Source organism: Streptomyces sp. NBC_00252, from assembly GCF_036187565.1.
In the GTDB taxonomy this organism is placed as follows: domain Bacteria; phylum Actinomycetota; class Actinomycetes; order Streptomycetales; family Streptomycetaceae; genus Streptomyces.
In genome coordinates, this window is the sequence record NZ_CP108087.1 from 2,903,490 (window position 1) to 2,928,701 (window position 25,212).

Sequence of the window (25,212 nt, forward strand, 5' to 3'; positions counted from 1 at the left end):
CCTGCGCGCGATGTCCCTCACCCCACCGCCCCAGCCCCCGTACCCCATACGACCCGTTTCCCCGCACCCCGCACCACCCCTCCCCCCATGCCACCCTTGACCCATGCCTGAAGGCGACACCGTCTGGCAGACCGCGAAGCGGCTCGACACCGCCCTCGCGGGCAAGGTGCTGACCCGCAGCGACCTCAGGGTGCCCAAGTACGCCACGGCGGACCTCACCGGCCGTACCGTTCTGGACGTCACGCCCCGGGGAAAGCACCTGCTGACCCGCATCGAGGGCGGCCTCACCCTCCATTCGCACCTGCGGATGGACGGCACCTGGAGGGTGTACGCCAACGGCCGACGCTGGAGCGGCGGCGGCCTGGCCCACCAGATCCGGGTGATCCTCGGCACCGCCGACCTCACGGCCGTCGGTTACCGCCTCCCCGTCCTCGAACTCCTCCGCACACCCGAGGAGGACCGCGCCGTGGGCCACCTCGGCCCCGACCTCCTGGGCCCCGACTGGAACCCGGAGCTGGCCCTCGCCAACCTCCTCGCGGACCCCGCCCGCCCCCTCGGCGAGGCCCTCCTCGACCAGCGCAACCTGGCCGGCATCGGCAACATCTTCAAAAGCGAACTCTGCTTCCTCCTGGGCGCCACCCCCTGGCTCCCCGTCGGCGCACTCCCCGCCGACCGCGCGGCCAAGCTCCCCGCCATCGCCAAGCGGCTCCTGGAAGCCAACCGCGAGCGCCCCGTCCGCAACACCACCGGCGCCTTCACAAGCACCACCCCGACCCGCACCACACCCCACCGCGCCGCAGGCCCCATCACCCCCGACGTCTTCGTCTACGGCCGCGCACCCCGCCCCTGCCTCCGTTGCGGCACCCCCATCCGCACGGCCAACCAGGGCGACGGCTCCCGCGAGCGCCCCACGTACTGGTGCCCCACCTGCCAGGTAGGACCGGCCCCGAACACCACCGCACCCCGCAGAACTCAGCACCGTACGACTAATTGACGACCCGTCAGAAACCCTCGTACGGTCGTTTCATGCCCGTCACGGCGTACGACCTCACCGGACGCACCGCTTTCGTCACCGGCGCCGCCAGCGGTATCGGCCGCGCCTCCGCCGTCCTGCTCGCCGAGGCGGGCGCCACCGTGCACTGCGCCGACCGCGACGCGCCAGGCCTGCACGACACGGCGACCCTGATCAAGGACAAGGGCGGCACCGCCCACGTCCACCACCTCGACGTCACCGATCGCGCGCAAGTCAGGCAGGCCGTCGAGTCCTGCGACGACCTCCATGTGATGGCGGCGGTCGCCGGGATCATGCACAGCAGCACGGTGCTGGAGACCCGGGACGAGGATCTCGACCGAGTGCTGAACGTCAACTTCAAGGGCGTCCTGTACGCCTGCCAGGAGGCGGCCCGGCTGATGCTCGACCGCGGCACCAGGGGCAGCATCGTCACCATGGCGTCCGGCGCGATCGACACCGGCGGGGCGGGGCTGCTCTGCTACAGCGTGACCAAGGCGGCCGTCGTCCAGCTGACGAAGACGCTGGCGACGGAACTGGGCCGGCACGGCATCCGCGTCAACGCGGTCGCGCCGGGCTGGATCCGCACGCCCATGACCGACCACCACGAGGGCGAGGCCCAGGCCCGCACCGAGGCGATGATGACCCGGCTGTCACCGCTGGGCCGAGTAGGTGAACCGGAGGACATCGCCCACACCGTGCTCCACCTGGCGTCGGACGCGTCATCCTTCACAACGGGCCAGATCCTCCGCCCGAACGGCGGCGTGGCGATGCCTTGGTAACTCGCTCCGACTCGGTACCCGGCGTCGGCTCAGCGGCCGACGATGATCCAGCCGCTGGCGTTGGTCCGGTCGACGCCGACGATTCAGGGGTCGGCGTCGGTTCGGCGGCCGACGACGATTCAGCCGCTGGCGTTGGTCCGGTCGACGCCGACGATTCAACGCCCGGCGCTGATTCAGCCGCTGACGTTGGTCCAGCCGCTGACGTTGGTCCAGTCGCCGCCGGCGGTTCAGTACCCGAGGCCGGTTCAGCACCCGAGGCCGGTCCGGGGTCCGACAACGACCCGGCGCCCGCCGACAGCCCGGCACCCGGCACCGCCCCGGCCGCCGACGACGACATCCCAGCGTCCGACGCACCGGAATCCGGCGGCACTTCACCCTCTGCCTTGCCGAGACCCGGGAACATCCCCGCGTCCTCCACACCAAGATCCGGCAACACACCGGCACCCGTCACACCGAGGTCCGGAAGCATCTCCACGTCCCTCGCACCAAGGTCCGGCGGCACTCCCGCGTCCGTCACAGCCGCGTCCAACGGCACCCCTGCGTCCGTCCCACCGAGGTCCGGACACACCTCCACGTCCCTCGCACCGAGGTCCGGCGACCCGCTCGCGTCCGTCACACCCGCGTCCGTCACGCCGAGGTCCGGAATCATCTCCACGTCCCTCGCACCAAGGTCCGGCGACACTCCCGCGTCCGTCCCACCCCCACCCAACGGCACCCCTGCCTCCGCCCCACCGAAGTCCGGAAACACCTCCACGTCCCTCGCACCACGGTCCAGCACCCCGCCCGCGTCCGTGACACCCGGTTCCAAGGGCACCCCCGCCCCCACCCCACCGGAGTCCGAAAACACCCCCTCGTCCCTCGCGCCAGGGTCCGGCAACACATCACCGTCCGTGACACCCGGTACCAACGGCGCCCCCGCGCCAGCCCCACCCCACGCCGGGAACACCCCCACCCCCCGGACGCCAAAGTCCCCCGGAACTCCAGCCCCCGTCCCGCCCAGCTCCGGCGGCACTCCAGCGTCCGTCAAACCCAGTTCCGGCGGAACTCCAGCCTCCGCCACACCCGAATCCAGAAAAGCCCCGCCCTCCGCCCTACCAGGACCCGCCGACTCCCCCACATCCATCCCACCGGGCCTCGGCATCACCCCCACATCCATCCCACCGGGCCCCGGCATCACCCCCACATCCATCCCACCGGGCCCCGGCATCACCCCCACATCCATCCCACCGGGCCCCGGCATCACCCCCTCGCCCCTCACACCAGCCCCCGGCAACACCCCCTCGTCCGGCACCCCAGCCCCCGGCAACACCCCCGCCCCCATCGCTCCGAAGCCCGAGATCGCCACCGCATCCGACGCCCCGAGATCCTGCAACACGTCCGCACCCCTCGCTCCAAGATCCGGCATCACCCCCACACCAGACCGCCCCCCGACCCCCCTCCAGGCCTCCCGCCACCGCCCCGCAGCAACAGCCCCCGCAGCCCGAGCCTTCGGCATGCAGTGCACAGGAAGGAGACTCAGCCCCCACCCCCCGGCCGCAACGGCTCCCTCCAGCGCGCCCGCGTGCGGCGTCAGGGCGAGCCGGAGCACGGCCCACCACCACACCGCGCCGAGCACCGGCGCGAGCCCCCAGCGTGCTATTCGCCCCGCCATGGCCCCACCTCCAGCCCGACGCTAAAACGTCCTGGTCACCGCAAGGAGGGCGCATCGACGGCACACGGACGCACCACTCGCCTCAACCATGACCGCAGCGAGCCACCCCGGCAAACGCACCGCTGCCCGTACGCCCACGGCCACGCCCACGCCCACCCCCACACCCAAACCCACCGGCGCAGACCCGCCGCCACGAACAGCCACACCAAGCCGACCGTCCCCGAAACGCGAAAAACCCCGACCGCACCCCTCCAGATCTCCCTGGAGAAGCCCCGGCCGGGGCTCGCACACTTCTCGGTACTGATCAGCCAGACGCCGATCAGCGTCACATCGGCCTACACCAGCGTGAGCGTCACGCCGCGACCACGTCCACCGCCTCGGCGGGGGCCTTGATGGTCACCCGTTCCGGTGGCACACCGGTCACCGACACGGAACCCAGCATCGGACGAACCGAAGTGGGTACAGGATCGGTGGCCGCAGCAGACTGGGCCAGCTCGGCGAGAGCGAGTTCGTCACTCACTTCCCGCATGAGCTCGGACATCCGTACGTCCAACGCGTCGCAGATGGCGGAGAGCAGTTCAGAGGAAGCCTCTTTCTGCCCCCGCTCCACCTCGGAGAGATAGCCGAGTGAGACTCGGGCGGACGAGGAGACTTCGCGCAGAGTACGGCCCTGGCGCTGGCGCTGCCGACGCAGCACGTCACCCAACAGGCGACGGAGCAGAATCATCGGTGGCTCCCTCCTCGGACCGCGTAGCCGCATCCTTCTCGCCCCACCGTACCGCCTTGCGCCGCGGCCGTGCGGGGAGCGATGTCGTGTTCACTCAGGGCTGCAAACATCAAAACCCCCCGTTCTGTTCCGTATCCTGTGCCCGCTCATTCCCAGTCTGTTCGCTCACGAGCCGCTCCAGAAGCAGCGCGAGTACGCTCCGTACACTCTCCATACGAATTTCCGCCCGGCCGCCGTTCAACCGCAGCGCGGCCACTTTCCCGCCACCGGCGGCACCCGAATCGGGTCCAAAGGGGCCGTCGACGGCCACGAAAACGGTGCCCACGGGCTGTCCGTCCTGCGGGTCAGGGCCCGCCACGCCGGTGGTCGCGATGCCCCAGTCGGCGCCGAGCGCCTTCCGCACGCCGGCCGCCATCTGGGCCGCGACCTGGGCATCCACCGCCCCCCGCTCGCTCAGCAGGGTGGCGTCGACACCGAGCAGCTGGTGCTTCAGCTCGGTGGCGTAGGCGGTGACCGAGCCGCGGAAGGCCTTGGAGGCTCCGGGCACCGATGTGATCTCCGCCGCAACCAGACCACCGGTGAGCGACTCGGCGACAGCGAGCGTCGCACCGCTCACGGTCAGTAGTCGCACCACTTCAGTGGCCGTGGAACTCACGCTTCCGTCTCCTCCGAGGCCGCCATGCGCTCGGCGATCCCCTGCCTGCGCAGCACAATGGCCTGTCTCACATAGTCGAGTCCGGTCAGCACGGTCAGGACGACCGCCGCCGCCATCACCCAGAACCGCAGCGTGGCCAGCCAGCCCGTCAGCGCCAGCACATACATCCCTACGGCCACGCCCTGCGTGAGCGTCTTCAGCTTTCCGCCGCGCGACGCCGGGATGACGCCGTACCGGATGACAAGAAAACGCAGCAGCGTGATCCCGAGTTCCCGGCCGAGGATGACGACGGTCACCCACCACGGCAGATCGCCGAGGGAGGAGAGACAGATCAGCGCCGCGCCCATGATCGCCTTGTCGGCGATGGGGTCGGCGATCTTCCCGAAGTCGGTGACGAGGTCGTACGTGCGGGCCAGATGGCCGTCGAACAGGTCGGTGATCATGGCGATGGCGAACGCCGCCCAGGCGAACGAGCGCATCGCCGGGTCGTACCCGCCGTCGGCCAGCATCAGCGCGACGAAGCCGGGGACGAGCAGCAGCCGGAGCATGGTCAGGAAGTTGGCGATGTTCCAGACGCTCGCCTGGTTGACGGCCGCGGCGACGACCTTCGCGGCGCGCGCCGGCCGCTGCCCGTCGGGCAGGCCGCTCTCGAGGTCACCCGCCGAGACACCACCGGCCGGGGCAGTGCCGGCCGCCGCGGTGCCGACCGGGGCTTCACCGGGAGGGACAGTGCCGGAGACGTTGCCCGACATCGCGCCGGAAGGGGCGCCACCGGAGGCCGTACCCGAACCCGCGCTCGCGGGCGCGCCGTTCGCGCTGGAGGTGCCGCCCGCCGCCGATGCCGGGACTCCGGTCATCTGCCCGCCTCCTCACTACACGCGAGCGAGCCCAGGAGCGGCTCGGCCACCAGGTCGACACCTTCCGTGCCGACCACCTTCGCCTCGACCATACGGCCGACGCTCAGGCCTTCGCCGCTCGTGAGCAGCACCTGGCCGTCCGTCTCGGGGGCCTGGTGCTCGCCTCGGCCGTAGGCGCCGTCCTCGGAGTCCACCGACTCGACCAGCACCTGCACGGTCTCGCCGACGCGCTCCTCGGCGCGCTGCGAGACGAGTTCCTCGGCGAGTCGCGAGATGTGCGCGAGCCGCGCGTCCACGACGTCCTGGTCGAGCTTCCTGTCGTATGTCGCCGCCTCCGTGCCCTCCTCGTCGGAGTAGCCGAAGACGCCGATGGCGTCCAGGCGCGCGCCGTTCAGGAAGCGCTCCAGCTCGGCCAGGTCGGACTCGGACTCGCCGGGGAAGCCGACGATGAAGTTCGAGCGGACGCCGGCCTGCGGGGCCTTGGAGCGGATGGTGTCGAGGAGTTCGAGGAAGCGGTCCGTGTCGCCGAAGCGGCGCATGGAGCGCAGCACGTCGGGCGCGGAGTGCTGGAAGGACAGGTCGAAGTAGGGCGCGACCTTCGGCGTGGAGGTGAGCACGTCGATGAGCCCGGGGCGCATCTCGGCGGGCTGGAGGTAGCTGACCCGCACCCGCTCCAGGCCGTCGATGTCCGCCAGCTCGGGCAGCAGCGTCTCCAGGAGGCGGATGTCGCCCAGGTCCTTGCCGTAGGACGTGTTGTTCTCGGAGACCAGCATGATCTCCTTGACGCCCTGTTCGGCCAGCCAGCGGGTCTCGTTCAGCACGTCGCTGGGGCGGCGGGAGATGAAGGAGCCGCGGAAGGACGGGATGGCGCAGAAGGTGCAGCGGCGGTCGCAGCCGGAGGCGAGCTTCACCGAGGCGACCGGGGAGCCGTCCAGGCGGCGGCGCAGGGGCGCGCGGGGGCCCGAGGCGGGCGCGAGGCCGTCCGGGAGGTCGGCCGGGCCGTGGCCGGGCAGCGCGACATCGGCCGCGGACTCCTGCCGCTCGGCGGGGCTGATCGGCAGCAGCTTGCGGCGGTCGCGCGGGGTGTGCGAGGCGTGGATGCCGCCGTTCAGGATGGTCTGCAGGCGGTCGGAGATGTCGGAGTAGTCGTCGAAGCCGAGCACTCCGTCGGCCTCGGGCAGCGCCTCGGCGAGCTCCTTGCCGTACCGCTCGGCCATGCAGCCCACCGCCACGACGGCCTGCGTTCTGCCGTGGCCCTTGAGGTCGTTGGCTTCGAGGAGGGCGTCGACGGAGTCCTTCTTGGCGGCCTCGACGAAGCCACAGGTGTTGACGACGGCGACGTCCGCGTCCTCGGCGTCCTCCACGAGTTGCCAGCCGTCCGCCTCCAAGCGGCCTGCGAGCTCCTCCGAGTCCACCTCGTTACGGGCGCAGCCAAGAGTGACGAGTGCGACGGTACGGCGTTCAGGCATGGGCTCAAGACTACTTCGTCCCACTGACACCCCACGTCGAAGGGGCTGGCCGATCTTGGCCAACCCCTTGAACAAGCACCCTGTCGGACCGGTGGACCGGCCTGGAGGCCTCAGCCGACCTCGGGGTCGCCCTTGGTGTAAGTGAGGCGCTCCACAGCTCCGGGCTGGAAGTCGTCCTCGATCTTCTTGCCGTTGACGTAGAGCTGGATGACCCCGGCGTCGCCGAGGATCAGATTGACCTTCGAGCTGTCCTGGAAGGTCTTCGACTCGCCCTTCTTGAGGAGTCCGTCGAAGAGCATCCGGCCGTTGTGGTCCTTGGCGGAGATCCAGCTGCGGCCGTCGACCGCACTCACCTGGACCGTCACCTTGTCCTGCGGCGCGGCGGCGATGGCACTGTCGGAGGGGTCCGACTTCGGCGTGGCGGAGTCGCTGTTCGACGGCTTCGGCTTGGCGGGCTTGCTGGCGGAGGGCGTGGTGCCCTGGGTGACCTGTGACGCGGCGTCACTGTCGCTGTCGCCGCCCTTGACCGCGGTGAACCCGACGAAACCGATCACCGCGACGATCGCGGCGACCATGGCGGCGGTCCAGTTGGGGCCGCGGCGCTCCGGGCGGATACGTTCCGCCTCGAAGAGGGGCGCCGCCGGCGTCGGCGCGGGACGCCCGCCGTGGTCGTCGTCGTAGCGGGCGAGGAGCGGGGCCGGATCGATGTGGACGGCCCTGGCGAGGGTCCTGATGTGCCCGCGCGCGTAGACGTCACCGCCGCAGGGCGTGAAGTCGTCGGCCTCGATGGCGTGCACGATGGCGATGCGGACCCGGGTGGCACTGCTGACGTCGTCGACGGTCAGTCCGGCGGCGATACGTGCCTGCTGCAGGGCTCGGCCGACGGAAGGGCGGACTTCTTCCTCATGGCCGTCTTCGGATCGGCCGTCTTCGAACGGACGGTCGTCTTCAGGGGAGTTGCCGATGGACACGGGGGCGCCTTTCGAGCGTGTAGCCGCCTGTGCTGGAAATTCAGTCTAGGGGGGGTACTGAAGGGTGGGGCAACCGGGCGGTGGGACTTTGTACGCCATCGGTATGGAAGGAGCGCCCGACGGCGAGGCAGACACGGACCCCATGGTGGGAGCCCGATCTGTCTTCTCGCTCAACTTGACGTACGGCAAAGGGAAACGGTTGCCCGACGATCTCTAACGGGTGAGTCACGGTCGCATCCTTTCGGCGGACGCCTACCCTTCAGACTCCCCGCGGATCACCGCGAGCACGCCATCCAACTCGTCGGCCTTCACAAGAACGTCACGTGCCTTGGAGCCCTCGCTGGGTCCAACGATGTTCCGGGACTCCATGAGGTCCATGAGCCGCCCGGCCTTGGCGAAGCCGACGCGCAGCTTGCGCTGGAGCATCGAGGTCGACCCGAACTGCGTGGACACGACCAGTTCGGCCGCCTGGCACAGCAGGTCGAGGTCGTCGCCGATCTCCTCGTCGACCTCCTTCTTCTGCTTGGTGCCCACGGTGACGTCGTCCCGGAAGACCGGCGTCATCTGGTCCTTGCAGTGCTGTACGACGGCGTGGATCTCGTCCTCGGTGACGAACGCGCCCTGCATACGGGTGGGCTTGTTCTGACCCATCGGCAGATACAGGCCGTCACCCTTGCCGATGAGCTTCTCGGCGCCGGGCTGGTCGAGGATGACCCGGGAGTCGGCCAGGGACGAGGTCGCGAACGCGAGCCTGGAGGGCACGTTCGCCTTGATGAGACCGGTGACCACGTCGACGGACGGGCGCTGGGTCGCGAGCACCAGGTGGATGCCGGCCGCGCGCGCGAGCTGCGTGATGCGCACGATCGAGTCCTCGACGTCCCGCGGCGCGACCATCATCAGGTCGGCCAGCTCGTCAACGATCACCAGGAGGTACGGATAGGTCTTGAGCTCCCGCTCGCTGCCTTCCGGGGTCTTCAGTTTGCCGTCGCGGATCGCCTGGTTGAAGTCGTCGATGTGCCGGTACCCGAAGGCGGCGAGGTCGTCATACCTGAGGTCCATCTCGCGTACGACCCACTGGAGCGCCTCGGCGGCCCTCTTCGGGTTGGTGATGATGGGCGTGATCAGGTGCGGGATGCCTTCGTAGGCGGTCAGTTCGACGCGCTTGGGGTCGACGAGGACCATGCGGACGTCCTCGGGGGTCGCCCGGCACATGATCGACGTGATCAGGCAGTTGATGCAGGACGACTTGCCGGAGCCGGTGGCGCCGGCCACCAGGATGTGCGGCATCTTCGCCATGTTGGCCATGACGTAGCCGCCCTCGACGTCCTTGCCGAGCGCCACGAGCATCGGGTGGTCGTCCTCGGCCGCGTCCGCGAGGCGCAGCACGTCGCCGACGTTGACCATCTCGCGGTCCGTGTTCGGGATCTCGATGCCGACCGCGGACTTGCCGGGGATCGGGCTGATGATCCGCACGTCGGGGCTGGCGACGGCGTAGGCGATGTTCTTGGTGAGCGCGGTGATCCGCTCGACCTTGACGGCGGGGCCGAGCTCGACCTCGTAGCGCGTGACCGTCGGCCCGCGCGTGAAGCCGGTGACGGCCGCGTCGACCTTGAACTCGGAGAAGACGTTCGTCAGGGAGGCGACGACGGCGTCGTTCGCGGCGCTGCGTGCCTTTCCGGGGCCCCCGCGCGTGAGGAGGTCGAGCGAGGGCAGCGAGTACGTGATGTCGCCGGAGAGCTGGAGCTGCTCGGCGCGCGGCGGGAGGTCGCGGGGTTCCTCCGGGGGCGCCTTGGTGAGGTCCATGACCTCGCCCTTGAGCTTCTCCTGCTTGGGGCGCGCGGCGGGGGCCGGGACGGGCGTCGGGGTGGTGTCCTCGCGGTCGCCTCCCACCCGTACGCCCTGGGTGAGGTCGGCGACGACCGGCGAGGGCGGCATGCCGTGCAGGACGGCACCGTCGAGCGCCGCCGCGGCGGCCGCGGCGACGTCCACGGCGTCCATGGGGCGGTTCATGTCGGGCTGGGGCACCGCGGAGCGCCGGGGGCGGCTCCGGCGCTTCGTGAGGGCGTCCTGCTCCGCGCTGTCGGGGTCGTAGGCCTCGGGGGCGCTCCCGCGCCTGCGCGGGCGGGCGGGCAGGGCCTCGCGCCACTGCTCGTCGTAGCGCTCGTCGTCCTCGCCGGCGAACTCGTCCTCGCGGTCGAAGTCGTGGACGATGCCCAGCTTCACGCCGAGCAGCCGCAGCCGCTGCGGGATCGCGTTGACGGGCGTGGCCGTGACGACCAGCAGCCCGAAGATCGTGAGCAGCACCAGCAGGGGTACGGCGAGGACCTCGCCCATGGTGTACGTCAGCGGGGTCGCCACCGCCCAGCCGATGAGGCCGCCGGCGTCCCGTATGGCCTGCATGCCGTCGCTGCGGGCGGGCGCGCCGCACGCGATGTGGACCTGGCCGAGCACGCCGATGACGAGCGCCGAGAGGCCGATCACGATGCGGCCGTTGGCCTCGGGCTTCTCGGGATGGCGGACGAAGCGCACGCCGATCACCGCGAGCAGTATCGGCACGAGCAGGTCGAGCCGGCCGAAGGCGCCGGTCACCAGGATCTCGACGAGGTCGCCGACCGGGCCGCGCAGATCGGCCCAGGTGCCGGCGGCGACGATCAGCGCGAGGCCGAACAGCAGCAGCGCGACGCCGTCCTTGCGGTGGGCCGGGTCCAAGTTCTTCGCCCCCTGCCCTATGCCGCGGAACACGGCGCCGACGGCGTGCGCGGTGCCGAGCCAGACGGCGCGCACGAGCCGGACGATGCCTCCGGTGGGGCTGGGCGCCGGCCGGGGCGCGGGGCGCGCGGTCTTCTTGGCGACCGCCTTCTTCGCCGGGGCCCGTTTCGCAGCGGCCTTCTTCGCCGGAGCCTTCGCCGGAGCAGCCCTCTTGGCGGGCTGCTTCTTGGCTGCGGAGGGACGTGAGGCCATAGGTGTGAGGTTACCTGTGGAGACGGCAGCGGACACGTGTGCCCACTGCTTCACCCGTTCGTGTCGCCCGTACGGGACGGGGAACTGACGCTCGCTCACGCACAACTGCGCCCGCGGCGGACGTCAGTTCTGCGACGGGACCGATGGTGCTCCGCTGCCGGTGCCCGGCTCCAGGGCGTCGAGTGCCCTGCGCAGGCCGGTGAGTTTGCGTTCGAGATGGGCCGCGGTGGCCACTGCGGCAGCGTCCGCCGACTCGTCGTCGAGCTGCTTGGACAGCGCTTCCGCCTGCTCCTCGACGGCCGCGAGCCGCGCCGACAGCTCGGCGAGCAGTCCGGCCGGTTCCTTGGCCGCACCGGCCGCGGGCTTGCCGCCGCCCTCCAACTGGAGCCGCAGCAGCGCCGCCTGCTCCCGCAGCTGGCAGTTCTTCATGTACAGCTCGACGAAGACCGAGACCTTCGCGCGCAGCACCCACGGGTCGAACGGCTTGGAGATGTAGTCGACCGCGCCCGCCGCGTAACCCCGGAAGGTGTGGTGCGGGCCGTGGTTGATCGCGGTGAGGAAGATGATCGGGATGTCCCGGGTCCGCTCCCGTCGCTTGATGTGCGCGGCGGTTTCGAAACCGTCCATGCCTGGCATCTGGACGTCCAGCAGAATGACCGCGAAGTCGTCCGTGAGCAGTGCTTTGAGCGCTTCCTCCCCGGACGATGCCCGAACCAGTGTCTGATCGAGCGCAGAGAGGATGGCCTCCAGCGCCAGCAGATTCTCCGGCCGGTCATCGACCAGGAGGATCTTGGCCTTCTGCACCATGGCCCGCCCTCCTCGCCCCGGATGTGCACCGGGCGCCGCCCCAGGGGACGACTCTCTTGCGCCGCCCGTCCTTGTGCCGGTCATGGTAGCCGCACCCCGCCTGTCGCCACACCCTGTCACCGCGATGTCACTGTGCACGTAGCAGAAACGTAGCGGGAGACCAGAAGGTTCCCCGAATCCCGTGCTTCTACACGGCTTCGGCCACACTGAGTCAGCAACTCCGCGTGCACACCGAACGTTCCCCGCGGCGTTCCCACCGCTTTCCCGTCAGGTCCGGTCGATTTCGTCACTCCGGCCGCATCCACTGCTCCATCACCGACAACAGGTGATCGGGATCGACCGGCTTGGTCACGTAGTCCGAGGCTCCGGACTCGATCGCCTTCTCCCGGTCGCCCTTCATCGCCTTCGCGGTCAGCGCGATGATCGGCAGCCCGGCGAACTGCGGCATCCTGCGGATCGCCGTCGTCGTCGCGTAGCCGTCCATCTCCGGCATCATGATGTCCATCAGAACGACCGTCACATCGTCGTGCTGCTCCAGGACTTCGATGCCCTCACGGCCGTTCTCGGCGTACAGCACGGACAGGCCGTGCTGCTCCAGGACACTGGTCAGCGCGAAGACGTTGCGGATGTCGTCGTCGACGATCAGCACCTTCTCCCCGCCGAACCGGATGCCCCGGCGCGGGCTCGGCGCCGACTCCTCGGACGCCCACTGGTCGCGCACGGTCTCCCCGAGCTGGGTGGACTGCTCGACCGCCCTGCGGCGGCGCCTGAAGAGCGCGGCGGCACCGTTCTGCGTCTCGTGGTACGACTTCACCTCGGCCGGCGTCTCGATGCCCACCTCGCTCCGCTCCGGCAGCTCGGCGAGCTCCGCCGCCGACGCCACCAGGTCGCCCGCCTCCAGCGCGGGCAGCTGCTGGTAGCCCTGCGGGGGCAGTTCGCTGGGGTGCAGCGGCAAATACAGCGTGAAGGTCGATCCGCGGCCCGGTTCGCTCTGCGCGTGGATCTCACCGCCGAGCAGCTGGGCGATCTCCCGGGAGATCGACAGCCCGAGGCCCGTACCGCCGTACTTGCGGCTGGTCGTACCGTCCGCCTGCTTGAACGCCTCGAAGATGACCCGCATCTTGCTGCCGGCGATCCCGATCCCGGTGTCGGTCACGGAGAACGCGATCAGGTCGGCGTCCGCGTCCCGCAGCGACCCGGCCTCCAGGAGCTGCTCCCGGATCGCCACCGGCACATCGGCGCCGGCCGGCCGGATGACCAGTTCGACCGCCCCGGAGTCGGTGAACTTCACCGCGTTGGACAGCAGGTTGCGCAGCACCTGGAGCAGTCGCTGCTCGTCGGTGTGGAGCGTGGCGGGCAGTTCCGGCGACACCCGGACCGACAGGTCGAGGCCCTTCTCGGCGGTCAGCGGGCGGAAAGTGGCCTCTACGTAGTCGACGAGCTGGACGAGCGCGATGCGGGTCGGGGACACGTCCATCTTGCCCGCCTCGACCTTCGACAGGTCCAGGATGTCGTTGATCAGCTGGAGCAGGTCGGACCCGGCGCCGTGAATGGTCTCGGCGAACTCGACCTGCTTCGGGGAGAGGTTCCCCTCCGCGTTGTCGGCGAGCAGCTTGGCCAGGATCAGCAGCGAGTTGAGCGGTGTGCGCAGCTCGTGCGACATGTTGGCGAGGAACTCGCTCTTGTAGCGCATCGACACCGCGAGCTGCTCGGCGCGCTCCTCCAGGACCTGCCGCGCCTCCTCGATCTCGGTGTTCTTCACCTCGATGTCGCGGTTCTGCTGGGCCAACAGCTCGGCCTTCTCCTCCAGTTCGGCGTTGGAGGACTGGAGTGCCTTCTGCCGGTTCTCCAACTCGGCCGACCGCTCGCGGAGTTGCTCGGTCAGCTCCTGCGACTGCTTCAGCAGCACCTCCGTCTTGGTGTTGACGGAGATGGTGTTGACGCTGGTCGCGATCATCTCGGCGATCTGGTTGAGGAAGTCCTTCTGGATGTGCGTGAACGGCGTGAAGGAGGCCAGCTCGATGATGCCGAGCACCTTCCCCTCGAACAGCACCGGAAGGACGATCACCTGCGCGGGCGGCGCCTCCCCGAGCCCCGAGGAGATCTTCAGGTACCCGCTGGGCGCGTTCTCCACGAGGATCGTGCGCCGCTCCTGGGCGGCCGTCCCGATCAGCGCCTCACCGGGCCTGAACGAGGTCGGCATGGAGCCCATGGAGTAGCCGTACGACCCGAGCATGCGCAGTTCGTACGCGTCCTCGCCCTCGGCGTCCGCGAGCGGCAGCGCGAGGAAGAACGCGCCGTGCTGCGCGGAGACCACCGGTGTCAGCTCGCTCATGATCAGCGAGGCGACGTCGTCCAGGTCGCGGCGGCCCTGCATCAGCGCGGAGATGCGGGCGAGGTTGCCCTTGAGCCAGTCCTGCTCCTTGTTGGCGATCGTGGTGTCGCGCAGGTTGGCGATCATCTTGTTGATGTAGTCCTGCAGTTCCTGGATCTCGCCGGCCGCGTCGACGTCGATCTTCAGGTTGAGGTCGCCGCGGGTCACCGCGGTCGCCACGCGCGCGATGGCACGCACCTGCCGGGTCAGGTTCCCGGCCATCTCGTTCACCGACTCGGTGAGGTCGCGCCAGGTGCCGTCGACGTCACGCACGCGTGCCTGACCGCCGAGCTGCCCCTCGGTGCCCACCTCGCGGGCCACCCGGGTCACTTCCTCGGCGAAGCTCGACAGCTGGTCGACCATCGTGTTGATCGTCGTCTTCAGTTCGAGGATCTCGCCCCGGGCGTCGATGTCGATCTTCTTGGTCAGGTCGCCCTTGGCGATGGCCGTGGTGACCATCGCGATGTTGCGCACCTGACCGGTCAGGTTGGACGCCATCCCGTTCACCGACTCGGTGAGGTCCTTCCACGTGCCGGCCACCCCGGGCACGCGCGCCTGACCACCGAGGATGCCGTCCGTACCCACCTCACGGGCCACCTTGGTGACCTGGTCGGCGAACGAACTCAGCGTCTTCACCATGGTGTTGAAGGTGTCGGCGAGCTGCGCGACCTCACCGCGCGCCTCGATCGTCACCGTCCGGGTCAGGTCGCCGTTGGCGACGGCCGCCGCGACCTGGGAGATGTTCCGCACCTGCACGGTCAGGTTGTTGGCCATCAGGTTGACGTTGCCGCTGAGGTCCTTCCAGATGCCCGTGACACCCGGTACGTGCGCCTGGCCGCCCAGGATGCCCTCGGTGCCCACCTCGCGGGCCACCCGGGTCACCTGCTCGGCGAAGGACGACAGCTGGTCGACCATCGTGTTGACGGTCGTGACGAGCTCGAGGATCTCGCCCTTCGCGTCGACGGTGATCTTCTTGGAGAGGTCGCCCTTGGCGACGGCGGTCGTGACCTCGGCGATCTGGCGCACCTGGATGGTCAGGTTGTTCGCCATGAAGTTCACCGACTGCGTGAGGTCCTTCCAGGTGCCGGAGACACCCTGCACCTCGGCCTGCCCGCCCAACTGCCCCTCGGTGCCCACCTCGCGGGCCACACGCGTGACCTCCTCGGCGAACGAGGACAGCTGGTCGACCATCGTGTTCAGGGTGTTCTTCAGCTCCAGGATCTCCCCGCGCGCGTCCACGGTGATCTTCTGGGACAGGTCACCCCGGGCCACCGCGGTGGCCACCTGGGCGATGTTGCGGACCTGCGCGGTGAGGTTGCCGGCCATGCCGTTCACCGAGTCGGTGAGGTCCCGCCACACACCGGCCACGCCCGGCACCTGCGCCTGCCCGCCCAGGCGGCCCTCCGTGCCCACCTCGCGGGCCACCCGGGTCACCTGGTCCGCGAAGGCGGAGAGCTGGTCGACCATCGTGTTGATGGTGTTCTTCAGCTCCAGGATCTCGCCGCGCGCGTCCACGTCGATCTTCTGGGACAGGTCGCCCTGGGCCACGGCCGTGGTCACCTGGGCGATGTTGCGCACCTGGGAAGTCAGGTTCCCTGCCATCGAGTTGACGGAGTCGGTGAGCTCCTTCCAGGTGCCCGAGACGCCGTCCACGCGCGCCTGGCCGCCGAGCCGGCCCTCGGTGCCCACGTCACGGGCCATCCGGGTCACCTGGTCGGCGAACGACGACAGCTGGTCCACCATCGTGTTGACGGTGTTCTTCAACTGCAGCATCTCGCCGGACACGTCGACGGTGACCTTCTGCGACAGGTCGCCGTTGGCCACGGCCGTCGTCACCTGCGCGATGTTCCTCACCTGTCCGGTGAGGTTGCGGAACGCCGTGTTGACGGAGTCCGTCAGGTCCTTCCAGGTACCGGCCGCGCCCGGCACCTGTGCCTGGCCGCCCAGTTCACCCTCGACACCGATCTCGCGCGCCACGCGTGTGACCTCGGCGCCGAACGAGGACAGTTGGTCGACCATCCCGTTGACGGTGTTCTTCAGTTCCAGCATCTCGCCGGCCACGTTCACGGTGACCTTCTGGGACAGGTCACCGCTCGCCACGGCCGTCGTCACGGCGGCGATGTCCCGCACCTGGATGGTCAGGTTCCGGAAGACCGTGTTCACCGAATCGGTGAGGTCCTTCCACGTTCCCGCCGCACCCGGCACGTTCGCCTGCCCGCCGAGCTGCCCCTCGGCACCGACCTCGTTGGCCACGCGCGTGACCTCGTCCGCGAACGTCCGCAGCGTCTCGGTCATCTGGTTGATCGTCTCGGCGAGCTGGGCGACCTCGCCCCGCGCCGACACGGTCACCTTCTGCGACAGGTCACCGTTGGCGACCGCCGTCGTCACCTGCGCGATCCCGCGCACCTGGGCCGTCAGGTTGCCGGCCATGATGTTCACCGAGTCGGTGAGGTCCTTCCACACCCCGGCCACACCCGGCACCTGCGCCTGGCCGCCCAGCTCGCCCTCGGTGCCCACCTCGCGGGCGACGCGCGTCACCTCGGAGGAGAAGGACGACAGCTGGTCCACCATCGTGTTGACGGTGTTCTTGAGCTCCAGCATCTCGCCGGCGACATGGACGGTGACCTTGCGCGACAGGTCGCCCTTGGCGACCGCCGTCGTCACCAGGGCGATGTCCCGCACCTGGGCCGTCAGCCGGTACGCCATCGTGTTGACCGACTCCGTGAGGTCCTTCCACGAGCCGGACATGCCACGCACGCGTGCCTGCCCGCCGAGCTTGCCCTCGGTACCCACCTCGCTGGCCACGCGCGTGACCTCGTCGGTGAACGTCGACAGCTGGTCGACCAGGTTGTTGACGGTCCGCCCGACCTTCAGGAACTCCCCGCGCAGCGGGTGCCCGGTCCCGTCCGGCGCCTGCGTCCGCAGCTCCATGCGCGGCGACAGATCACCCTCGGCCACCGCGGACAGCACCCGTCCGACCTCGGAGACGGGCCGTACGAGGTCGTCCACGAGAGCATTGGAGGCATCGATGGCCGAGGCCCAGGAACCCTCGCAGGCGCCCGTCTCGAGCCGCTCCGTGAGTTTTCCCTCACGCCCCACCATGCGCCGTACCCGGGACAGCTCACCGGTGAGGTGCAGATTGCGGTCGGCCACCTCGTTGAACACGGCGGCGATCTCCGACATCACGCCGTCGCCGGACACCGTGAGCCGCTTGCGGAAGTTCCCGTCCCGCATGGAGACCAGAGCCGTCAGCAGCCGGTCCAGGGAGGCTGCGTCCACCTCCGTGGTCCCATTGCGCGGTTTGCGCTGGTTCTTCAGGGACTGTCCGCCTTTCGCGCGCGTCTTGGTGGCCCGCGTCGCTGCGCCAGACTCCACTGTGTCCCTCCCGAAGGGGTCGACCGTTACCGCTGTGCCCGTGTGCCATGCTCGGCGTATCAGCTACCGCCGCGTATCCCTGCCCGGTTTACCGGGCTTCAACAGGGCCCGGCGCCCTCCATGCACGGAAGACACCCAGCCTGCCCGGACCTTCACCAGAATCCTGCCCAGTGTTTCACCCTGCCTGAACCAGGCCATAACAGTTCGGCAGCTTCGCACATCGTCCGCACACCCTCCGGACGGAAACACTGCGGACCGGCATCCGCATGGACGGTGAAGGTAAGTAACCTTGCATGCGGCTGTCCAGCCGCGCCGGTTCCGTCCGGCCTGGGCGGTGGCACGAGCACGAGCGGGCAGGCATCGGAGGGGCACCGCACCATGACCACCGGACTGCATCCTGGGGGAACGCCTCAGGATCCCCCGCCGACCGGAGACCAGCCGGTGCCCCGGCAGGCGCCGATCGGCCATGGTGACCTGCCCGCCGACGACAGGCCGAGGAGTTCTGTGATCACCGCGCGCGCGGCCGCCAGCTTCGAACCCGTCGGACGATCGGTCGCCACCGCGCGGTCCTTCGTCCGCGACACCCTCCAGGGCTGGGGCTTCGCCGACATCGTCGACGACGCCGTGGTCCTCACCAGCGAGCTGGTGACCAACGCCGTGGTGCACGCGGGCACGGCCGCGGATGTTCTGTGCCTACGGAGTGACGACGGCGTGCGGATCGAGGTCGCCGACCACTACCCCGAGCGCGAGATCCCCCTCCAGGGGGCCGCGATCTCCATGAGCAGTCCCGACCGCGAGGGCGGCCGCGGCCTCCAGCTGTGCGCAGCCCTGGCCAGCCGCTGGGGCGTCGACTACACGCCCACCCAGAAGCTGGTCTGGTTCCAACTCGACCTCCCCGCACGCCCGGTGGGCACCCGCGCGGCCGGCCCGTCCCTCCCGGCCGCCCTGCTCCCCCTCGCCGACGGCAGGGTCCGCGTCGCGGTCGTCCAGATCGACCGCGCGGGCTCCATCACGTCCTGGAACGAGGACGCCGAGGAACTCTTCGGCTACGCCGCCGAGCAGGTCACCGGCAAGCCCCTCACCGACCTCGCCGCCTGGCCGCACACCCCCGGCACCAGCACCGGCATCGCCGAGGCCCTCCGCCTCTCCCGCTGGGAGGGCACCTACGGCATCCGCGGCGCCGACGGCCGCGTGACCCCGGTCTACGCCTCCCACCTCCGCGTCCGCGACACGGACGGCGAGCCGTCAACCGTGTGCCTCCTGGTGAGGGACCACGAACGCGCGGTTCTCCAGACCCCGTTGCGCGGCCCCGCCCCCGACGCGGCGTCCACGGGGGACGGCCAGAACACCGACCCCTTCGAGGTGTTCATCGGCTCCCCCGCGCCGGACGACCTCGACGGTCTCCTCCAGCGCACGGTCGAGCGCGCCCGCGACATGCTCGACGGCGACTCCGCCTTCCTGCTCCTTGCGACCGACGACGAGACGGAGCTGGAGGTCCGCGCCTCCACCGGCCTGCCCTCCGCCCGCCAGCGCTTCGCGCGCGTGCCCGTCGAGGCGGGCCCCGGCCGCTACGGCTCCGCCCGCATGCCGGCCGTCCACGAGGACCTCCAGGCCGTCCCCGGCGCCGTACCGCTGCTGAGCGGCACCGGAATGCGTTCGGTCGTCACCGTCCCCCTGAAGGTGGAGGGCCGCCTCACCGGCTCCCTCGGAGTCGCCGCCGAGGCCCCCAACAGATACTCGAACGAAGAGGCCCTACGGCTTCAATTCGCCGCCGACCGCATCGCGTTGGCGGTCGAGTCGGCCCGCCTGGGCGAACTGGAACGCCTGCGCCGCGGCTCGCTCAGCTTCCTGGTCGAGGCCTCCGACCTCCTCGCGGGCACCCTGGACCGCGACCAGACCCTCGCCCTGATGGCCCAGATGACGGTCCCGACCCTGGCCACCTGGTGCGCGGTCTACACGATCGCCGACCAGTCCTCGGACCCGTACCTCAGTTATGTCCTCCACGAGGACGAGGAACTCATCGACGGCATCAAGTCGTTGCTCTCGAAGATCGCTCCTCCGGACCCGGTCCCCACCCCCGGCGCCCGCGTCTGGGCCGCCCCCGCCGAGGCCGCCCACCAGGCCGCCCTGCGCACCTCCATGCGCAGCCTCGGCCTCGGCGAACCCACCCGCCGCGTCAGCTCGGGCATCGGCCCGACTCTCGCCACGGCGTCCGCGGTGGGCGGCGAGACGGTCGTCCTCCCCCTGGTCGCCCGCAACCGCGTCATCGGCATGCTCACCCTCGGCAAGCCCACCGACGAACACTTCCGCCAGGAAATCCTGGAACTGGCCGAGGACTTGAGCCGCCGAGCCGCCCTCGCCCTCGACAACGCCCGCCTGTACTCGGAGCGCACGGCCATCAGCCAGTCCCTCCAGCGCAGCCTCCTGCCCCCCGACCTCCCGCACATCGAGGGCGTCGAGGTCGAGGTCATCTACCGCGCGGCCGGCGAGGGCAACGAAGTAGGCGGCGACTTCTACGACTTGTTCCCCATCCGGGACGGCGTCTACGGCTTCGCCATCGGCGACGTCTGCGGCACGGGCCCGGAGGCCGCCGCGGTCACCGGCCTGGCCCGCCACGCCCTCCGCCTGCTCGCCAGGGAGGGCTTCGGCGGCCCCGCCGTCCTGGAACGCCTCAACTCCGCGATCCTCGACGAGGGAGCCCGCAGCCGCTTCCTGACGCTCCTCTACGGCGAGTTGTGGCCCCAGGAGGACGGCAGCGCCGAACTGAAGGTGGTCTGCGCGGGCCACCCCCTCCCGCTCCGCCTCCGCCAGGACGGCACGGTCGAACCCGCCGCCGAACCCCAGCCCCTCCTCGGCGTCATGGACGACCTGGAGCTCTACGAGCAGACGGTCACCCTCGACCCCGGAGACGTCCTCCTGTGCGTCACCGACGGCGTCACCGAGCGCCGCGAGGGCACCCGCATGCTGGGCGACGACGGCCTCACCGACGTCCTCACGACCTGTACGGGTCTCACGGCCGGCGCGGTCGCCGCCCGCGTCATGCGCGCGGTCGAACGCTTCGCCTCCGACGCCCCGTCCGACGACATGGCGATCCTGGCCATGCGCGTCCCGGGCCTCCAGAAGGACTGACGGACCCCGAACACGCAGAAGGCCCCGCCCAATTGGGCGGGGCCTTCTGATGTCTGGAGCCCTCTAACGGAATCGAACCGTTGACCTTCTCCTTACCATGGAGACGCTCTACCGACTGAGCTAAGAGGGCCTTGTCGCTTTCCCGAGGTTTCCCTCGCGGCGACGAAAAGAATCATACCCCGAACAGGCCCGTGCGCCCAACCACCGTCTCCCGGCCCCGACTCGATCAGAAAGCGGGCTGCAACAGACCCCCGAGCGCGTTGCACGCAGAAACGATCCTCTGCATCTCCCGCTTCGTCAACGAGGCGTCGACCGGCAACGCGAGCGTCTCGTCCGCGGCCCGCTCGGTCTCCGGCAGCGCCACACACCTCCGGTACTCCGGCAGCCTGTGCACAGGAGTCTTCACCGGCACCCGGCACTCAACTCCCCTGCCACGCACGGCCCGAGCGAAGGCGTCCCGATCCGGCCGCCCGTTCCCCGGCACCCGCACGACGTACTGCTGGTAGGTGTGCCCGTCCCCACCATCGGGCGTCCGCACCCCCCGCAACTTCGCGTCAAGATACGCAGCCCGCTCCCGCCGCTGAGCGACTTCGTCGTACGGCGCCTCGGACTCCCCCTGCTGCAACACCAGCAGCCCATGCCGCTGCCCGACCCCGAGCAGCCGCGCCACATCGGCGGACCGCCCGAATCGATGTACGACAACTATCGCCGCGGTACGCGGAGTTACGGCCGCTTCGACAGCGGAGGCGTCCAGGCAGTACGTCACCGGATCTATGTCGGCGAACACCGGCAGGCCACCCGCGAGGGTGACGGCCTCGGCGACTTCCACGTTCCCGAACGCCGGCACGACGACCTCGTCACCGAGGCCGACGCCTGCGGCCCTGAGCATTACAGCAGTACCCATGCTCGGATGGTGATTGCGCAACGTGAACTTCAAGTGACGCACAACAAAAAAGGGTTGGACCCCGAACCGAAGTTCAGGATCCAACCCTTTCAAAATTTGTTCGGCGGCGTCCTACTCTCCCACAGGGTCCCCCCTGCAGTACCATCGGCGCTGTAAGGCTTAGCTTCCGGGTTCGGAATGTAACCGGGCGTTTCCCTCACGCTATGACCACCGAAACACTATGAAACAGACAACCGCACCATCACCGTGACCATGGCAATGGGGTTGTTCGTGGTTTCAGAACCAACACAGTGGACGCGAGCAACTGAGGACAAGCCCTCGGCCTATTAGTACCGGTCACCTCCACCCATTACTGGGCTTCCAGATCCGGCCTATCAACCCAGTCGTCTACTGGGAGCCTTAACCCCTCAAGGGGGTGGGAACACTCATCTCGAAGCAGGCTTCCCGCTTAGATGCTTTCAGCGGTTATCCCTCCCGAACGTAGCCAACCAGCCATGCCCTTGGCAGAACAACTGGCACACCAGAGGTTCGTCCGTCCCGGTCCTCTCGTACTAGGGACAGCCCTTCTCAATGTTCCTGCGCGCGCAGCGGATAGGGACCGAACTGTCTCACGACGTTCTAAACCCAGCTCGCGTACCGCTTTAATGGGCGAACAGCCCAACCCTTGGGACCGACTCCAGCCCCAGGATGCGACGAGCCGACATCGAGGTGCCAAACCATCCCGTCGATATGGACTCTTGGGGAAGATCAGCCTGTTATCCCCGGGGTACCTTTTATCCGTTGAGCGACGGCGCTTCCACAAGCCACCGCCGGATCACTAGTCCCGACTTTCGTCCCTGCTCGACCCGTCGGTCTCACAGTCAAGCTCCCTTGTGCACTTACACTCAACACCTGATTGCCAACCAGGCTGAGGGAACCTTTGGGCGCCTCCGTTACTCTTTAGGAGGCAACCGCCCCAGTTAAACTACCCATCAGACACTGTCCCTGATCCGGATCACGGACCCAGGTTAGACATCCAGCACGACCAGACTGGTATTTCAACGACGACTCCACCCACACTGGCGTGTGAGCTTCACAGTCTCCCAGCTATCCTACACAAGCCGAACCGAACACCAATATCAAACTGTAGTAAAGGTCCCGGGGTCTTTCCGTCCTGCTGCGCGAAACGAGCATCTTTACTCGTAGTGCAATTTCACCGGGCCTATGGTTGAGACAGTCGAGAAGTCGTTACGCCATTCGTGCAGGTCGGAACTTACCCGACAAGGAATTTCGCTACCTTAGGATGGTTATAGTTACCACCGCCGTTTACTGGCGCTTAAGTTCTCAGCTTCGCCACCCCGAAGAGTGACTAACCGGTCCCCTTAACGTTCCAGCACCGGGCAGGCGTCAGTCCGTATACATCGCCTTACGGCTTCGCACGGACCTGTGTTTTTAGTAAACAGTCGCTTCTCGCTGGTCTCTGCGGCCACCCCCAGCTCATGAAGTAAATTCAATCACCAGTGATGGCCCCCCTTCTCCCGAAGTTACGGGGGCATTTTGCCGAGTTCCTTAACCATAGTTCACCCGAACGCCTCGGTATTCTCTACCTGACCACCTGAGTCGGTTTAGGGTACGGGCCGCCATGAAACTCGCTAGAGGCTTTTCTCGACAGCATAGGATCATCCACTTCACCACAATCGGCTCGGCATCAGGTCTCAGACTATGTGTGATCCGGATTTGCCTAGACCACGTCCTACACCCTTACCCCGGGACAACCACCGCCCGGGATGGACTACCTTCCTGCGTCACCCCATCACTCACCTACTAACCGCTTGGGCCGGCGGCTCCACCACTTTCCATTCCCCGAAGGGTCCGGAACGGCTTCACGGCCTTAGCATCACGATGCTCGATGTTTGACGCTTCACAGCGGGTACCGGAATATCAACCGGTTATCCATCGACTACGCCTGTCGGCCTCGCCTTAGGTCCCGACTTACCCTGGGCAGATCAGCTTGACCCAGGAACCCTTAGTCAATCGGCGCACACGTTTCTCACGTGTGTATCGCTACTCATGCCTGCATTCTCACTCGTGAACCGTCCACCACTAGCTTCCGCTGCAGCTTCACCCGGCACACGACGCTCCCCTACCCATCCCAGCACCCGTTGGGGCTTATTGCTGGAATGACACGACTTCGGCGGTACGCTTGAGCCCCGCTACATTGTCGGCGCGGAATCACTAGACCAGTGAGCTATTACGCACTCTTTCAAGGGTGGCTGCTTCTAAGCCAACCTCCTGGTTGTCTCTGCGACTCCACATCCTTTCCCACTTAGCGTACGCTTAGGGGCCTTAGTCGATGCTCTGGGCTGTTTCCCTCTCGACCATGGAGCTTATCCCCCACAGTCTCACTGCCGTGCTCTCACTTACCGGCATTCGGAGTTTGGCTAAGGTCAGTAACCCGGTAGGGCCCATCGCCTATCCAGTGCTCTACCTCCGGCAAGAAACACACGACGCTGCACCTAAATGCATTTCGGGGAGAACCAGCTATCACGGAGTTTGATTGGCCTTTCACCCCTAACCACAGGTCATCCCCCAGGTTTTCAACCCTGGTGGGTTCGGTCCTCCACGAAGTCTTACCTCCGCTTCAACCTGCCCATGGCTAGATCACTCCGCTTCGGGTCTTGAGCGCGCTACTAAATCGCCCTATTCGGACTCGCTTTCGCTACGGCTTCCCCACACGGGTTAACCTCGCAACACACCGCAAACTCGCAGGCTCATTCTTCAAAAGGCACGCAGTCACGACGTTGCATGCAAGCATGCAACGCGACGCTCCCACGGCTTGTAGGCACACGGTTTCAGGTACTATTTCACTCCGCTCCCGCGGTACTTTTCACCATTCCCTCACGGTACTATCCGCTATCGGTCACCAGGGAATATTTAGGCTTAGCGGGTGGTCCCGCCAGATTCACACGGGATTTCTCGGGCCCCGTGCTACTTGGGTGTCTCTCAAACGAGCCGTTGACGTTTCGACTACGGGGGTCTTACCCTCTACGCCGGACCTTTCGCATGTCCTTCGCCTACATCAACGGTTTCTGACTCGCCTCACAGCCGGCAGACTGTGAAAGAGAGATCCCACAACCCCGTATACGCAACCCCTGCCGGGTCTCACACGCATACGGTTTGGCCTCATCCGGTTTCGCTCGCCACTACTCCCGGAATCACGGTTGTTTTCTCTTCCTGCGGGTACTGAGATGTTTCACTTCCCCGCGTTCCCTCCACTTGCCCTATGTGTTCAGGCAAGGGTGACAGCCCATGACGACTGCCGGGTTTCCCCATTCGGAAACCCCCGGATCAAAGCCTGGTTGACGACTCCCCGGGGACTATCGTGGCCTCCCACGTCCTTCATCGGTTCCTGGTGCCAAGGCATCCACCGTGCGCCCTTAAAAACTTGGCCACAGATGCTCGCGTCCACTGTGCAGTTCTCAAACAACGACCAACCACCCATCACCCTGCCCTTACAGGCAAGTTCACTGGGGTCGGCACTGAAGGCAGCTTCACAGCCGTA

12 protein-coding genes, 1 tRNA gene and 2 rRNA genes are annotated in these 25,212 nt (G+C 68.1%); 3 read left to right on the plus strand and 12 right to left on the minus strand.

Translation table 11 applies throughout. The features are described 5' to 3' along the window. Positions 1 to 103 precede the first annotated feature (103 nt). The gene (locus OHT77_RS12325; RefSeq protein ID WP_328828338.1) at positions 104 to 994 is read left to right on the plus strand and encodes an Fpg/Nei family DNA glycosylase; all 891 of its coding nucleotides are present in this window, start codon (positions 104 to 106) and stop codon (positions 992 to 994) included. Between the two features lie 32 nt (positions 995 to 1,026). After that, positions 1,027 to 1,791 carry an SDR family NAD(P)-dependent oxidoreductase gene (locus tag OHT77_RS12330; RefSeq protein ID WP_328828340.1) on the plus strand — a complete coding sequence of 255 codons (765 nt, stop codon included), beginning with the start codon at positions 1,027 to 1,029 and terminating at the stop codon, positions 1,789 to 1,791. 2,003 nt (positions 1,792 to 3,794) lie between these two features. Here the strand turns inward: OHT77_RS12330 and OHT77_RS12340 are convergent. From OHT77_RS12340 to OHT77_RS12375, 8 genes are all read right to left on the minus strand, one after another. After that, positions 3,795 to 4,169 (minus strand): helix-turn-helix domain-containing protein, encoded by a 375-nt coding sequence (locus OHT77_RS12340; RefSeq protein WP_037745230.1) that lies wholly within the window; start codon positions 4,167 to 4,169, stop codon positions 3,795 to 3,797. A gap of 109 nt (positions 4,170 to 4,278) precedes the next feature. Beyond that, positions 4,279 to 4,824: a CinA family protein gene (locus tag OHT77_RS12345; protein ID WP_328828342.1), complete on the minus strand. Its 546-nt coding sequence runs from the start codon at positions 4,822 to 4,824 to the stop codon at positions 4,279 to 4,281. Next, on the minus strand, positions 4,821 to 5,681 hold the full coding sequence (pgsA, locus tag OHT77_RS12350) for a CDP-diacylglycerol--glycerol-3-phosphate 3-phosphatidyltransferase (protein WP_328828343.1): 861 nt from the start codon (positions 5,679 to 5,681) through the stop codon (positions 4,821 to 4,823). The genes OHT77_RS12345 and pgsA overlap by 4 nt, the downstream gene beginning before the upstream one ends. After that, complete coding sequence (gene rimO, locus OHT77_RS12355; protein WP_266773151.1) at positions 5,678 to 7,150, minus strand: 30S ribosomal protein S12 methylthiotransferase RimO; 1,473 nt, start codon at positions 7,148 to 7,150, stop codon at positions 5,678 to 5,680. The genes pgsA and rimO overlap by 4 nt, the downstream gene beginning before the upstream one ends. 110 nt (positions 7,151 to 7,260) lie before the next feature. Next, on the minus strand, positions 7,261 to 8,121 hold the full coding sequence (locus OHT77_RS12360) for a helix-turn-helix domain-containing protein (RefSeq protein ID WP_328828344.1): 861 nt from the start codon (positions 8,119 to 8,121) through the stop codon (positions 7,261 to 7,263). Between the two features lie 252 nt (positions 8,122 to 8,373). Then, positions 8,374 to 11,082, minus strand: a complete 2,709-nt coding sequence (locus OHT77_RS12365) for a DNA translocase FtsK (RefSeq protein WP_328828345.1) — start codon at positions 11,080 to 11,082, stop codon at positions 8,374 to 8,376. 123 nt (positions 11,083 to 11,205) lie between these two features. Next, the gene (locus OHT77_RS12370; RefSeq protein WP_033287121.1) at positions 11,206 to 11,889 is read right to left on the minus strand and encodes a response regulator; all 684 of its coding nucleotides are present in this window, start codon (positions 11,887 to 11,889) and stop codon (positions 11,206 to 11,208) included. 286 nt (positions 11,890 to 12,175) lie between these two features. Next, the gene (locus OHT77_RS12375) at positions 12,176 to 17,638 is read right to left on the minus strand and encodes a HAMP domain-containing protein (protein ID WP_328828346.1); all 5,463 of its coding nucleotides are present in this window, start codon (positions 17,636 to 17,638) and stop codon (positions 12,176 to 12,178) included. A 378-nt stretch (positions 17,639 to 18,016) separates the two neighbouring features. On the opposite strand from OHT77_RS12375, the gene OHT77_RS12380 reads away from it, so the two are divergent. Continuing rightward, entirely contained in the window at positions 18,017 to 20,767 is a 2,751-nt protein-coding gene (locus OHT77_RS12380) for a SpoIIE family protein phosphatase (RefSeq protein ID WP_328828347.1), read from the plus strand. Positions 20,768 to 20,821: 54 nt separating this feature from the next. Here OHT77_RS12380 and OHT77_RS12385 read toward each other — a convergent pair. From OHT77_RS12385 to OHT77_RS12400, 4 genes are all read right to left on the minus strand, one after another. Continuing rightward, positions 20,822 to 20,897 (minus strand) — tRNA-Thr (locus tag OHT77_RS12385). 96 nt (positions 20,898 to 20,993) lie between these two features. Next, positions 20,994 to 21,656 carry a DegT/DnrJ/EryC1/StrS family aminotransferase gene (locus OHT77_RS12390; protein WP_328834223.1) on the minus strand — a complete coding sequence of 221 codons (663 nt, stop codon included), beginning with the start codon at positions 21,654 to 21,656 and terminating at the stop codon, positions 20,994 to 20,996. 113 nt (positions 21,657 to 21,769) lie between these two features. Next, positions 21,770 to 21,886: ribosomal RNA gene (gene rrf, locus OHT77_RS12395) — 5S ribosomal RNA — on the minus strand. Between the two features lie 91 nt (positions 21,887 to 21,977). Continuing rightward, a 23S ribosomal RNA gene (locus tag OHT77_RS12400) occupies positions 21,978 to 25,101 on the minus strand. Positions 25,102 to 25,212 lie beyond the last annotated feature (111 nt).